General features: G+C 72.8%; 16 protein-coding genes. 6 read left to right on the forward strand and 10 right to left on the reverse strand.

Annotated features, from left to right (window positions below; genetic code table 11):
* Positions 1-26 precede the first annotated feature (26 nt).
* Positions 27-725 carry an SDR family oxidoreductase gene (locus IE308_RS15930; RefSeq protein ID WP_190218470.1) on the reverse strand — a complete coding sequence of 233 codons (699 nt, stop codon included), beginning with the start codon at positions 723-725 and terminating at the stop codon, positions 27-29.
* Between the two features lie 17 nt (positions 726-742).
* Positions 743-1282: an LOG family protein gene (locus IE308_RS15935; protein WP_110630885.1), complete on the reverse strand. Its 540-nt coding sequence runs from the start codon at positions 1280-1282 to the stop codon at positions 743-745.
* A 50-nt stretch (positions 1283-1332) separates the two neighbouring features.
* Between IE308_RS15935 and IE308_RS15940 the strand changes: the two genes are divergently transcribed.
* Positions 1333-1656 carry a DUF427 domain-containing protein gene (locus IE308_RS15940; protein WP_110630882.1) on the forward strand — a complete coding sequence of 108 codons (324 nt, stop codon included), beginning with the start codon at positions 1333-1335 and terminating at the stop codon, positions 1654-1656.
* Positions 1657-1693: 37 nt separating this feature from the next.
* Entirely contained in the window at positions 1694-2476 is a 783-nt protein-coding gene (locus IE308_RS15945) for an alpha/beta fold hydrolase (protein ID WP_190218471.1), read from the forward strand.
* A 21-nt stretch (positions 2477-2497) separates the two neighbouring features.
* Here IE308_RS15945 and mnmA read toward each other — a convergent pair whose 3' ends face one another.
* Positions 2498-3631 (reverse strand): tRNA 2-thiouridine(34) synthase MnmA, encoded by a 1134-nt coding sequence (mnmA, locus tag IE308_RS15950; RefSeq protein ID WP_190218472.1) that lies wholly within the window; start codon positions 3629-3631, stop codon positions 2498-2500.
* A 60-nt stretch (positions 3632-3691) separates the two neighbouring features.
* Here mnmA and IE308_RS15955 point away from each other — a divergent pair, with 60 nt between their 5' ends.
* Positions 3692-4396, forward strand: coding sequence for an N-acetylmuramoyl-L-alanine amidase (locus tag IE308_RS15955; RefSeq protein WP_190218473.1), 705 nt, complete (start codon positions 3692-3694; stop codon positions 4394-4396).
* A gap of 249 nt (positions 4397-4645) precedes the next feature.
* On the opposite strand, the gene IE308_RS15960 is transcribed toward IE308_RS15955, so the two are convergent.
* The 3 genes from IE308_RS15960 to IE308_RS15970 all read right to left on the reverse strand — a co-directional run bounded on the left by IE308_RS15960 (position 4646) and on the right by IE308_RS15970 (position 6367).
* Positions 4646-5809, reverse strand: a complete 1164-nt coding sequence (locus IE308_RS15960; RefSeq protein WP_110630874.1) for a cysteine desulfurase family protein — start codon at positions 5807-5809, stop codon at positions 4646-4648.
* 70 nt (positions 5810-5879) lie between these two features.
* Positions 5880-6146: a DUF4190 domain-containing protein gene (locus IE308_RS15965; RefSeq protein WP_110630872.1), complete on the reverse strand. Its 267-nt coding sequence runs from the start codon at positions 6144-6146 to the stop codon at positions 5880-5882.
* Between the two features lie 53 nt (positions 6147-6199).
* Complete coding sequence (locus IE308_RS15970; protein WP_110630870.1) at positions 6200-6367, reverse strand: hypothetical protein; 168 nt, start codon at positions 6365-6367, stop codon at positions 6200-6202.
* A 122-nt stretch (positions 6368-6489) separates the two neighbouring features.
* On the opposite strand from IE308_RS15970, the gene IE308_RS15975 reads away from it, so the two are divergent.
* A complete protein-coding gene (locus IE308_RS15975; protein ID WP_190218474.1) occupies positions 6490-7119 on the forward strand; it encodes a TetR family transcriptional regulator in 630 nt (209 codons plus the stop codon).
* 14 nt (positions 7120-7133) lie between these two features.
* Here the strand turns inward: IE308_RS15975 and IE308_RS15980 are convergent, their stop codons facing one another.
* Complete coding sequence (locus IE308_RS15980) at positions 7134-8105, reverse strand: helix-turn-helix transcriptional regulator (RefSeq protein WP_190218475.1); 972 nt, start codon at positions 8103-8105, stop codon at positions 7134-7136.
* 101 nt (positions 8106-8206) lie between these two features.
* Here IE308_RS15980 and IE308_RS15985 point away from each other — a divergent pair, with 101 nt between their 5' ends.
* On the forward strand, positions 8207-8794 hold the full coding sequence (locus tag IE308_RS15985; RefSeq protein WP_190218476.1) for a TIGR03086 family metal-binding protein: 588 nt from the start codon (positions 8207-8209) through the stop codon (positions 8792-8794).
* Here the strand turns inward: IE308_RS15985 and IE308_RS15990 are convergent.
* Positions 8781-9641, reverse strand: a complete 861-nt coding sequence (locus IE308_RS15990; RefSeq protein WP_190218477.1) for a thioesterase family protein — start codon at positions 9639-9641, stop codon at positions 8781-8783. The genes IE308_RS15985 and IE308_RS15990 overlap by 14 nt on opposite strands.
* Before the next feature lie 98 nt (positions 9642-9739).
* Between IE308_RS15990 and IE308_RS15995 the strand changes: the two genes are divergently transcribed.
* Entirely contained in the window at positions 9740-10969 is a 1230-nt protein-coding gene (locus tag IE308_RS15995) for an alpha/beta hydrolase (protein WP_190218478.1), read from the forward strand.
* Here the strand turns inward: IE308_RS15995 and IE308_RS16000 are convergent.
* Both IE308_RS16000 and IE308_RS16005 read right to left on the reverse strand, forming a co-directional pair.
* Positions 10878-11531: a trimeric intracellular cation channel family protein gene (locus IE308_RS16000; protein WP_110630858.1), complete on the reverse strand. Its 654-nt coding sequence runs from the start codon at positions 11529-11531 to the stop codon at positions 10878-10880. The two genes, IE308_RS15995 and IE308_RS16000, sit on opposite strands and share 92 nt — an antisense overlap.
* Before the next feature lie 64 nt (positions 11532-11595).
* Positions 11596-12885 (reverse strand): ABC transporter ATP-binding protein, encoded by a 1290-nt coding sequence (locus tag IE308_RS16005; protein WP_229908898.1) that lies wholly within the window; start codon positions 12883-12885, stop codon positions 11596-11598.
* Positions 12886-12895: the final 10 nt, after the last annotated feature.

Genomic DNA, 12895 nt, shown 5'->3' on the forward strand with positions numbered 1-12895 from the left:
AGCCTACGGAATGCCCGGCCCGGGTTTCACCGGCCCGGCCGCACCGTGAGGTCGTTGACCTCCGCGTCCCGGGGCAAGTCGAGGGCCATGAGGATCGTCGTGGCGACCGACTCGGGGTCGATCCACTGCTCCGGGTCGTACTCCCTGCCCTCCTGCTGGTGCACCTTGGCCTGCATGGGGCTGGCGGTGCGGCCGGGGTAGACGGAGGTGACGCGGACGCCGTTGGCGTGCTCCTCGTGGCGCAGGGAGTCGGCGAGGGCCTTCAGGCCGTGCTTGGAGGCGGCGTACGCGGACCACTCGGCGTGGGCGTTGAGTCCGGCGCCGGAGTTCACGAAGATCACGTGGCCGCGGGCGGCGCGCAGCTGCGGCAGGAAGTGCCGGGTCAGCTCGGCGGGCGCGACGAGGTTGACGTTCAGCTGGTGGTGCCAGGTCTTCGGGGTGAGGTCGCCGATCTTGCCGAGGTCGACGACGCCCGCGATGTGCAGCAGGGAGTCCACCCGGTCCGGGAGCGACTGGTGGGAGAAGGCCCAGCTCAGCCGGTCGGGGTCGGCGAGGTCGCCGACCAGGGTGCGCGCCCCGGGGAACTCGGTGGCCAGTTCCTTGGCGCGGCCCGCGTCGCGCGCGTGCAGGACGAGGTCGTCCCCGCGCGCGTGCAGGCGGCGGGCGACGGCCGCGCCGATGCCGGATCCGGCCCCGGTGATCACATGTGTAGCCATGCCCGCCATGGTCGCATCACGCCGGATCAGACGATGCCCTGGCTCTCCTCCAGGTAGGCCAGCGCCCCGACCGGCTCCTCGGCGAAGAAGACCAGCTCGCTCAGCGGGCGCGGCAGGAAGCCCTCGTCCTCCATGCGCCGGAACTGCTCCTTGAGGCCGTCGTAGAAGCCCGCGGTGTTGAGCAGCACCACCGGCTTGTCGGTGTGCCCGTGCTTCTTCAGCTCCAGGATCTCGGTCGCCTCGTCGAGGGTGCCGGTCCCGCCGACCATGATCACCACCGCGTCGGCCTTCTCCAGCAGCAGCCGCTTGCGCTCGGCGAGGTCGCGGGCGACGACCATCTCGTCGGCGCCGTGGCGCACCTTGGCCGACAGGAACTCCACGGACACCCCGCACAGCCGGCCGCCGGCCTCCTGCACGCCGTCGGCGACCACCTTCATCAGACCGACGTCCGAGCCGCCCCACACCAGCGTGTGGCCGCCCTTGCCGAGGAGTTCGGCGAACTCGCGGGCGGGCCGGGTGTAGCGGTCGTCGAGGTCGGCGGCGGAGAGGAAGACACAGATACGCATGGCGCCACCGTACGCGGGAAGAACGCGCGCCCGGAAAACGCTGTCCGGTCATGGCCAAGGGACACACGATCACCATCGAAGAAGGCGACCTGCACGTGCGCGTGGTGCACGACGGGCGGGTCCTGGCGGAGAGCGACCGGCCGCTCGTGCTGCGCGAGACGGGCTGTCCGGTCCGCTACTACCTGCCCGCCGAGGACGTCCGTCTCGACCTGCTGACCCCCTCCGACACCCACACCCACTGCCCGTTCAAGGGGACGGCGTCCTACTGGTCGCTGCCGGGCGCGCCGGACCTGGTCTGGTCGTATCCCGATCCGAAGCCGGACGTGGCGGCGATCAAGGGTCACCTGTGCTTCTACGACGTCGAAGTGTCGTGACCGGTGAACCCCGTCTCCTGCGGCAGTCTGCTCTGCCATGGAGAAGAAGACGGTTTCGCGCGACGGTACGTCCCTCGCGTACGACGTGACCGGTCAGGGGCCCGCCGTGATCCTGGTGAGCGGCGCCATGTCCACCGGGGGCACGGTGGCCCCGCTGGCCCACCGGCTCTCCGGCCAGTGCACGGCCGTGGTGTACGACCGCCGCGGCCGCGGTGAGAGCGGCGACACGGCCCCCTACGCCGTGGAGCGTGAGGTCGAGGACCTGGCGGCGCTGATCGAGGCGGTGGGCGGCGACGCGGCGCTGTTCGGGGTCTCCTCGGGCGGCGCCCTGGTCCTGCGGGCGGCGGCGAGCGGGGTGCCGGTGCGCCGCGTCGCCGTCTACGAGGTGCCGTACGCCGACCATCTGGCGGGCGGCGCCGAGCAGCACGCGCGGTACACGGAGGACCTCCGTGAGGCGCTCGGCGAGGGGCGGCGCGGGGACGCGGTGGAGCTGTTCCTGCGGCTGACCGGGCTCGGCGAGGAGATGATCCGCGGGGCCCGCCAGTCCCCGATGTGGGCGGGCATGGAGACGATCGCGCCGAGCCTCGCCTACGACAACGCCGTCATGGGCGACGGCCTGGTCCCCCGCGAGCTGCTGGCCGCGGTCGAGGTGCCCGTGCTGTCGGTGGGGGGCGGGGCGAGCCCGCAGTGGATGCTGCGGGCGGCCCGGGACATCGCCGAGGCGGTGCCCCGGGGCACGTTCCGCGAGCTGGAGGGCCAGACCCACATGGTGGAGCCGGAGGTGCTGGGGCCGGTGCTGGCCGAGTTCGTCACGGGCTGAGCCGGCGGGGCGGGGAGCGGGTCAGACGGTCGCGGCCGTCTTCGCGCGCGTGGTCGAGGCGATCGTCGCCGAGCCGACCACGCGCGTGCCGTCGTACAGCACGATCGCCTGGCCGGGGGCGACGCCGCGGACCGGCTCGGTGAAGGTGACCCGCAGCTCGCCGTCGACGAGTTCCGCGGTCACCTCGGTCTCGCCGCCGTGGGCGCGCAGCTGGGCGGTGTAGGTGCCGGGCCCGGTGGGGGCGGCACCGCACCAGCGGGGGCGGATCGCGGTGAGCGCGGTGACGTCGAGGGCCTCGGCGGGGCCGACGGTGACGGTGTTGTTCACCGGGGAGATGTCGAGGACGTAGCGCGGCTTGCCGTCGGCGGCCGGGGTGCCGATGCGCAGGCCCTTGCGCTGGCCGATGGTGAAGCCGTACGCGCCCTCGTGGGTGCCGACCTTGTTGCCCGCCTCGTCGACGATGTCGCCCTCGGCCTTGCCGAGCCGGCGGGCCAGGAAGCCCTGGGTGTCGCCGTCGGCGATGAAGCAGATGTCGTGCGAGTCCGGCTTCTTGGCGACGGCGAGGCCGCGGCGCTCGGCCTCGGCTCGGATCTCCTCCTTGGTGGTGATGGTGTCACCGAGCGGGAAGAGCGCGTGGGCGAGCTGCTGCTCGTCCAGGACGCCGAGCACGTACGACTGGTCCTTGGCGAGGTCGGAGGCGCGGTGCAGCTCGCGGCCGCCGTCGGGCAGGGTGACGATCTTCGCGTAGTGGCCGGTGCAGACGGCGTCGAAGCCGAGCGCGAGGGCCTTGTCGAGCAGCGCCGCGAACTTGATCTTCTCGTTGCAGCGCAGGCACGGGTTGGGGGTGCGGCCCGCCTCGTACTCGGCGACGAAGTCCTCGACGACGTCCTCGCGGAAGCGGTCGGCGAGGTCCCACACATAGAACGGGATACCGATGACGTCCGCGGCGCGGCGGGCGTCGCGGGAGTCCTCGATGGTGCAGCAGCCCCGCGCGCCCGTGCGGAACGACTGCGGGTTCGCGGAGAGCGCCAGGTGGACGCCGGTCACGTCGTGGCCCGCTTCGGCCGCGCGTGCGGCGGCGACGGCGGAGTCGACCCCGCCGGACATGGCGGCGAGGACGCGGAGGGGGCGGGAGCGCTGCGGGGTGTCAGTCATAACCCTTCCAGGGTACGGGGGCGCGGGAACCGGATCCCGCGGATATGCGTTGTCGATCACATGGGGGATGCGAAGGGCGAGGCGGACCGGCGGATCGGGCGGCGGGCCCTGCTCATCGGCGGCGCGGCGGCCGCGGTGGGCACGGCGGTGCTGGCCCGCGACGAGCTGGCCCATCTGTGGTGGCGGCTGCCGGGGGTGGAGAAGCCGCGGGTGGCGGGCGCGGTCGACTTCCGGGGCGCGCGCTGGGTGGCGGCGTCGACGGCGAACTACCGGCGCGCGGACCGGCCGGACGACTACGGGATCGACCGGGTCGTCATCCATGTCACCCAGGGCAGCCGGGCCAGCGCGGTGAAGGCCTTCCAGGACCCGGGGCACAAGGCGGCGGCGCACTACATCGTCGGCCAGGACGGCCGGATCACGCAGATGATCCGCGAGCTGGACGTGGCGTTCCACGCGGGCAACCGGGAGTACAACGAGCACAGTGTGGGGATCGAGCACGAGGGATTCGTGGACCGCCCGCAGGACTTCACGGCGGCGATGTACGCCGCTTCGGCGCGGCTGACGGCCGGGATCTGCCGGCGGTACGGCATACCCGTCGACCGGGACCACGTCATCGGGCATGTGGAGGTGCCGGGGACGGACCACACCGACCCGGGGCCGCACTGGGACTGGGACCGGTACATGGGGCTGGTGCGACGGGAGTACACGGCCGCGGAGAACGCCGCGAAGAACCCGGCGAAGAATGCGGAGAAAAATCAAGAATAGGCCTCTTCCGTCCGGAATCAGGCGTTCTATCCTGGATGCAAGACCTACGGGATGAGTGAGGGAGTCCGAGCGGCGTAGCCGACTCTGGCGCGAAACCTGCGTTTCCGCCGGTGCCGACGTCGACGGTCGGGCTGAGAGGCCGGAAGGCAGCTGCCGGAAGGCGACCCCCAGAACCTGATCCGGACCATACCGGCGAAGGGAACCCGTCTCGTAGGTCGCTTTTTTGTGCCCTCCGGGCGCTCAGCCGGCTCAGGTCAGCCCGGCCGCCCGGGCGCGTTCCACCGCCGGGCCGATGGCCTTGGCGACCGCCTCGACGTCCGCCTCGGTGGAGGTGTGGCCGAGGGAGAAGCGCAGGGTGCCGCGGGCCAGGTCGGGGTCGGTGCCGGTGGCCAGCAGGACATGGCTGGGCTGGGCGACGCCCGCGGTGCAGGCGGAGCCGGTGGAGCACTCGATGCCCTGGGCGTCCAGCAGGAGCAGCAGGGAGTCGCCCTCGCAGCCGGGGAAGGTGAAGTGGGCGTTGGCGGGGAGGCGGTCCACCGGGTCCCCGCCGAGGATCGCGTCGGGTACGGCCGTACGGACGGCGTCGATCAGGGCGTCGCGCAGGCCGCCGATCTCCCGGGCGAACCACTCGCGCTGCTCGGCGGCGAGCCGGCCGGCGACCGCGAAGGAGGCGACGGCCGGGACGTCGAGGGTGCCGGAGCGGACGTGGCGCTCCTGGCCGCCGCCGTGCAGGACGGGCACGGGGCTGTACTCGCGGCCGAGGACGAGCGCGCCGATGCCGTACGGGCCGCCGATCTTGTGGCCGGAGACGGTCATCGCGGCGAGGCCGGAGGCGGCGAAGTCGACCGGGACCTGGCCGAAGGCCTGGACCGCGTCGGCGTGCAGCGGGACGCCGAACTCGGCGGCCGCGGCGGCCAGTCCGGCGACCGGCATGACCGTGCCGATCTCGTTGTTGGCCCACATCACGGTGGCGAGGGCGACGTCGTCGGGGTTGCGGGCGATGGCCTCGCGCAGCGCGTCGGCGTGGACGCGGCCGTGGGCGTCGACCGGGAGGTACTCGACGGTGGCGCCCTCGTGCTCGCCCAGCCAGTGGACGGCGTCCAGCACGGCGTGGTGCTCGACGGGGCTGGCCAGCACCCGGGTGCGGGCCGGATCGGCGTCGCGGCGGGCCCAGAACAGCCCCTTGACCGCGAGGTTGTCGGCCTCGGTGCCGCCGGAGGTGAAGACGATCTCGCTGGGGCGGGCGCCGAGGGCTTCCGCGAGGGTCTCGCGGGCTTCCTCGACGGTGCGCCGGGCGCGGCGTCCGGATGCGTGCAGGGAGGACGCGTTGCCGGTGACGCTCAGCTGGGCGGTGAGTGCCTCGACCGCCTCGGGGAGCATCGGCGTGGTCGCGGCGTGGTCGAGGTAAGCCATGGTGTGGCCGATTCTACGGGGCCGCCGGCGGTCACCCGGCGGCGAGAGCCGGCCTGCCGCGGGGGCCGGCCTAGAAGCTCCAGGAGACCGTGTGGTCCGCCTGCATGAAGGCGAGCAGCACCGCGAGGTCGGCGATGCCGAGGCCGAGGCCGAGCAGGGCGCGTCCGCGGCGGTTGGTGCCGCGCCACAGGGCGATCGAGGCCAGCACGATGGCGATCGGGCCGAGGAAGAGGTTCAGGACGAGCAGGCCCAGCAGGCCGAGGATGAAGGACGCGACGGCCATGCCGTCGGTGTCGCGGATACCGGTGCGGCGTGTGGCCGGTGCGGTGAGGTGCATGACGGGTCAGCTCCCGACGGTCGGTGGGTGGTCGGTCGGACAGGGTGGCCGGCTCAGTGGGCCGACGTGCCGCGGCGGCGGGCGTGGCGCTCGCGCAGCGCGAAGACCCCGAGCCAGGCGGCGATGACGGCGGCCGCGACGAGCGTGAAGGTCAGCGGTGCGTGCGCCACGGTGCCCATCACGACGCCGAGCAGCAGGAGTGCGGCGACGAGGAACAGCATTGGGACGGATCCCCCTCCGTGAAGTTTCGGTGAACGGTTGTAGTAACACTTGTTCACTGACTACCCAGTCTAGCGCGTCGCACGGCTTTCCAATTCCAGAGAACAGTTGTTAACTGCATGGCATGAGTCACACCCTCGGCATCCGGCAGGCGCAGAAGCAGAAGACCCGTCAGGCGCTCCAGGACGCGGCCTTGCAGCTGCTGGAGGAGCAGAGCCTGAGCAGCCTGGGCCTGCGCGAGGTCACCCGCGCCGTCGGCGTCGCCCCGACCGCCTTCTACCGGCACTTCCGGTCCACGGCGGACCTGGGTGTGGCCCTGGTCGAGGAGGCGCTGGGCAGCCTGCACCCGATGATCCGGACGACGGTGTCCACGGCGGGCGACAGTGCGGAGCGCATCGAGCGCGCCGTCGAGCTGATCGCCCGTCATGTGGACGCGTACCCCGCACACGTGAGATTCATCGCCCGGGAACGGCACGGCGGCGTCCAGCCGGTGCGGGAGGCCATCCGCGACCAACTGGCCCGGTTCGCCGAGGAGGTGCGGGCCGAGCTGGCCAAGGACCCGGTCTCCGCGGGCTGGAGCGACGACGACCTGCTGATGCTCGCCCACCTCTACGTCGACCAGATGCTCAGCACCGCCTCCCTCTTCCTGGAGACCCTGGACGCCCCCGAGGACGAGCGGGCCCGGGTCGCCGGCCTGGCCCGTCGCCGGCTGCGCCTGATCAGCCTCGGCCGCCTGCACTGGAACGGCGGCTGACGGCGGCCCGGGGTTCAGGAAGCCGCCGGACCGCCGTACAGCCGCGCCACGGACGCCGCCGCCCGGGCGAGTTCGGCGCGGACCTCGGGCGGTGAGAGGACCTCCACGCGGTCGGAGAAGGCGAGGAGCTGGCGGGCCTCGCGGACGATGCCGTACGACAGGCGGGCGGTGACCCACTCGCTCGTCCCGTCGTCGTCGGGCAGGTCGACCAGCGAGGCGGCCGTCATCCGCTGGAACATGCCGAGCCGGTCGCGCCGCACCCGCACGGTCACCTCCAGGCCGCCCGGCCGGTCCTCGACCTGACGGCGCAGCACCTCCCAGGCGTCGGCCAGCTCGACACCCGGACGGCGCCGTACGGGGTCGTCGAGGACGGTCGCCGAGCGCACCCGGTCGGCGCGGAACAGCTGCGGCTTCGCCCGCCGGTCGGCGACGAGGTACCAGACGCCCGCCTTGGAGACCAGCCCGTAGGGGTCGACGGTGTACGTCCGGTCCGCGCTCTGACCGCTGTGCCGGTAACGCAGCCGCAGGCGCCGGTCGGTGAAGACGGCGTCCTGGAGCACGTCCAGGTCGACGGCCTGCCGCGGGCCGCCGCGCCAGCGGGTGGCGTCGACCAGGATGCGCCGGCTGGTGACCTCCGCGGCCGGGCGGTACGGCGCCGGAAGCGCGGCCATCACCTTGCGCAGCGCCGAACCGAGCGCCGCGTCCAGGCCGAGCGCGGCGTGCGCGCCCTGCGCGGCGAGGATGAACAGCGCGCGGGACTCGTCGGCGGTCAGTCCGGTGACGTCGGTGCGGAAACCGGCGAGGAGTTCGATGCCGCCGTGCCGGCCGCGCTCGGCGTACACGGGGACGCCGGAGGCGGACAGGGCCTCGATGTCGCGGTAGATCGTGCGGACCGACACCTCCAGCCGGTCGGCGAGTTCACGGGCGGGGACCCGGCCGCGGGTCTGCAGGAGCAGCAGGATCGACAGCAGGCGGTCGGACTTCACGGCCCCAGCATCCCGCCGCCGGAGAACCCGGCGCAAATGCTGACGGGAACTGTCAGGTTATGGGCCGAGTATCGGCGTACCGACCGAGAGAGAGGTACCCGATGAACACCATCGACCCGCGCCCCGTCTACGCCCGCGCCACCGAGCAGGCCGCCGCCCTGATCCGCGCCGTCCGGCCCGAGCAGCTGGAGCGGCCCACCCCCTGTACCGAGTTCGACGTGCGGCGGCTGCTGAGCCACATGGTCGGCGGCACGCTGCGGATCGCGGTGGTGGGCGAGGGCGGCGACGGCATGGCCGTACGGCCGTTCGCGGAGGGAGTTGCGGACACCGGCTGGCCGGAGGCGTACGACGAGGTCCGCACGCGGGCGCTGAAGGCCTGGGCGTCGGACGAGCGGATGGACGCGCCGGTGCGGGTGCCGTGGGGCGAGGTGCCGGGCCGGCAGGCGCTGTCGGGGTACGTGATGGAGATCGTCACGCACACCTGGGACCTGTCCGAGGCGGTCGGCCACCCGCTGGAACTCGACCCGGAACCGGCCGGGTTCGCCCTGGCCACCGCCGAGCGCGTGCTGCCGCCGACCCGGCGCGGCGGCGAGACGCCGTTCGAGGCGGTGCGGCCCGCCCCCGAGGGGGCGGACGTCTACGCCCGGCTCGCGGCCTGGCTGGGCCGCGCGCCGCTCAGCCGAGTCTGACGCGGGCCAGTTGCCGGGACTGGGCCACCAGCCGGTCGGCGCTGTCCCAGACCTCGGCGTCCTCCTCCAGGAAGCCGCCGGCGAGGTTGCGGGTGGTGATCGAGACGCGCAGCGGGCCCGGTGCCGGGCGGCAGCGGACGTGGACGGTCAGCTCGACCGTGGGCACCCAGCCGGACAGGCCGATCTCGAAGGCGGTGGGCGGGAGGGCGTCCACCGCGAGGAGCAGGGAGAGCGGGTCGGGGTCGCGGCCGTCGGCCAGCCCGAACCAGGCCCGCATCTCGCCCTTCCCGGACGGCTGTCCGAGCGCCCAGCCCAGGGTGGCGGGGTCGAGCTTGAGCATCAGCCGGTCGGTGATGGCGGAGCTGCCGGGCACCGGCGCCGGCCCGTCCTCGGGGCCGAAACACTGCTCCATGGGCGGGATGGCCGGCGGCTTCGCCGTGGTGCGCACGTCGTCGGGCAGGGTGTCCAGGTCGCCGTAGGAGGCGAGGACGCGGATCCGCTCGACCTCGGTGCCGTCCTCGGCGTACTGGAAGAGGGAGGCCTGGCCGGTGGAGAGGGTGCGGCCGGTGCGCACCACGTCCGTGCGGACCACCGCGGGGCCCGGCTGGGACGCGGTGAGGTAGTGCGCGGAGATGGTGAACGGGTCGGCGTGCGGCAGGGCGTCCGCGAGGGCACGGCCCAGGACGGCCAGCAGATAGCCGCCGTTGACGGCGTTGATGATCGTCCAGCCGGCCGAGAGGTCGATGTCGTAGAAACCGGGCTCTCGGCGGGTGACGGCCGTGTCCCGGTCGAACTCGCTGTCGCCGATCACGGCCCGCTCGGCCGCGGCGGAAGCTGCTTCTGGCATGGCTGAACATTACAACGAGAAAATACTAAGCGGTAGCTTTTTGCGTGAGATGCAGCCCAGTGGTGAACCCCGGGCCCTGGCTTTCCCTCTCCTGGGACATGAGCCTGACCGGGACTCCCTTCCTCGCCACGCTGATCGTGCTGGCCGTCGTCGCCCTGGCGCTGCCGCTGGCCCTGTGGTCACGACTGCGCGGGCCGCGCCCGCTGCGCGCCGCGGCCCGCGTGCTGATGCTCCTGTTCGCCCAGCTCACCGCCGTCGCCCTGGTCTTCACGCTGGTCAACAACGCCAACAACCTGTACGACACCTGGGGCGACCTGCTCGGCACCGGCGGCCATGTGCAGCGGGCGGAGGACCTGGGCGCCGACGGCAAGGGCGGTATCGCCCCGGAGAAGCTGCCCAAGGTGAAGCAGACGTTCCGGCAGGCGAAGGGCCCCGGGATGCACGCGGCCGGCGGTGTCCGGGTCACCCAGCTCAAGGGGCGCATCTCGGGCGTGACCGCGGAGGTGTACGTCTGGCTGCCACCGCAGTACGACGACCCGGCCTACCGCGACCGCACCTTCCCCGTCGTGGAGCTGCTGCCGGGCTACCCGGGCTCCGCCAAGGCCTGGTTCGGCTCCCTGAAGGCGCACGAGCAGCTGCTGCCGCTGATGCGCTCCGGCCGGATCGCGCCGTTCATCCTGGTCGCGCCCCGCACCAACCTGCTGGCGGGCCGGGACACCGGCTGCGCCAACGTCCCCGGCCGGGTCAACGCCGACAGCTGGCTGAGCCTCGACGTGCCGAAGATGGTCATGGACAACTTCCGCGCCCGGCCCGCCCCGGCCGGCTGGGCGGTCGCCGGGTACTCCGCGGGCGCGCACTGCGCGGCCAAGCTGGCCGTCGCCCACCCGGACCGCTACCGGGCGGCGGTGAGCATGTCCGGCTACAACGACCCGATCGGAGAGAGCGGTTCGCTCGCCGCGCGCACGCCCGCGCTGCGCGCCGCGAACAACCCGTACCTGCTGCTGCAGAAGGCGGCCGTGCCGCCGCGCGTCGCGCTGTACGTCTCCGGGCAGCCGCACGACGGGTACGAGGCCGGCCTGGCCCTGGCGCGGCTCGCGAAGGCGCCGACCACCGTGCGCGTGGTGTACCTGCCGCGCAGCGCCGGCGGCCACACGATGGGACTGTGGCGGCCGCAGGTGGTCCCGGCGTTCCGCTGGCTCACCGAGCAGCTGGACGGCCGGCCCCCCGCCCCCGGGGCTACTCCTCCCGCACGGTCGAGCGCCGGTTCCACGCCCGCGGAGCCCGCCAGTGGTACCGCATCGCCAGCAGGCGCAGCACGAACGCGGTGACGGCGGCGAGCGCGCTGGCGGTCGGGGTCAGGGCGTCGTAGCGGATGCACACGACGACCATCGTGGCGCCGACCATGGCGGGCACCGCGTACAGGTCGCGGTCCCAGCGCAGCAGCGACGGCACCTCGTTGGCGAGGACGTCGCGCAGCACACCGCCGCCGACGGCCGTGGCGAGCCCGAGCGCCGCGGACTGGGTGAGGCCGAGCCCGTAGTCGTACGCCTTGGTGGTGCCCGCGACACAGAACAGGCCGAGCCCGGCCGCGTCGAAGACGTTGACGCCGGTCTGGATGCGCTCCACGTGGGGGTGGAGGAAGAAGACCAGCAGGGCCGCGAGCAGCGGCGTCACGAAGTACCCGAGGTCCGTGAAGGCGGCGGGGGGTACGGCGCCGATGATCAGGTCGCGGAACAGCCCGCCGCCGAGCGCGGTGACCTCGGCGAGGACGGCGATGCCGAAGACGTCGAAGTTCTTGCGGACGGCCAGCAGCGCGCCGGAGATGGCGAAGACGAAGATGCCGACCAGGTCGAGGGTGTGCTGGACGGACGGGCTGAAGAACTGGTACACCCCAGCATTCTCACCCGACGACGAACCCCCGCCTTACAAAGCAAGGCGGGGGCTCGGGGTGTAGCTACTTCTTCTTGGACGGGGCCTCGGTCGGCGCCTCGGGCTCACCGGACTCCTCCGACGCCTCGGCGGACTCCTCCGACGCCTCGGCGGGCTCCTCGGCGGACGGCGCGTCGTCCTCGGCGGGCTCCTCGGCGGCCGGCTCCTCGACCGCGAGCTCGCCCTCCTCGACCGCCTTGGCCACCGCCGCCGACGTCTCCGCCGACTCCGCGAGGACCTCCTCGGACACCAGCTCGGCCGCCTCCTTGGCGGCGGACAGCAGGACGGTGTCCTGCGGCTGCTGGTCCTCGAAGTTCTCCGGGTGGTGGCAGGCCACCCGCTGTCCCGGGCGCAGCTCCAGCAGCGGCGGCTCGGTGGTCTTGCAGATCTCCGTCGCCTTCCAGCACCGGGTGTGGAAGCGGCAGCCGCTCGGCGGGGAGATCGGCGAGGGCACGTCGCCCTTGAGCAGGATGCGCTCGCTCTTCTCCGACTTGCGCCGCGGGTCCGGGATCGGCACCGCGGACATCAGCGCCTTGGTGTACGGGTGCATCGGCGACTTGTAGAGCAGGTCGCGGTCGGCCAGCTCCACGATCTTGCCGAGGTACATCACCGCGATCCGGTCCGAGACGTGCCGGACGACCGAGAGGTCGTGCGCGATGATCACGTACGTCAGGCCCAGCTCCTGCTGGAGGTCGTCCAGCAGGTTCACGACCTGCGCCTGGATCGACACGTCCAGCGCGGAGACGGGCTCGTCGGCCACCACGAGCTTGGGGCTGAGCGCGAGCGCGCGGGCGATGCCGATGCGCTGGCGCTGACCGCCGGAGAACTCGTGCGGGTAGCGGTTGTAGTGCTCGGGGTTGAGCCCGACCACCGACAGCAGCCGCTGCACTTCCTTCTTGATGCCGCCCTCGGGCGTGACGCCCTGGAGCCGGAAGGGGGCGCCGACGATGGTGCCGATGGTGTGGCGCGGGTTCAGCGACGAGTACGGGTCCTGGAAGATCATCTGCACGTCGCGGCGCATCGGGCGCATGCCCGACACCCCGAGGTGCGTGATGTCCTTGCCCTCGAACTCGACCTTGCCGCCGGTCGGTTCGAGCAGCCGGGTGATCAGCCGGCCCATCGTCGACTTGCCGCAGCCGGACTCGCCGACGACGCCCAGCGTCTCGCCCCGCCGCACCTCGAAGTCGATGCCGTCGACCGCGTGCACCGCGCCGACCTGCCGCTGGAGCAGGCCCTTCTTGATCGGGAAGTGCTTCTGGAGCCCCGTCACCTTCAGCAGCACGTCGCCGTCGGCGGCGGCGTCCGCGGTGGTCACGGCCGTGTCC

Source organism: Streptomyces griseosporeus (genome assembly GCF_014656055.1).
GTDB classification, from domain to species: Bacteria; Actinomycetota; Actinomycetes; order Streptomycetales; family Streptomycetaceae; genus Streptomyces; species Streptomyces griseosporeus.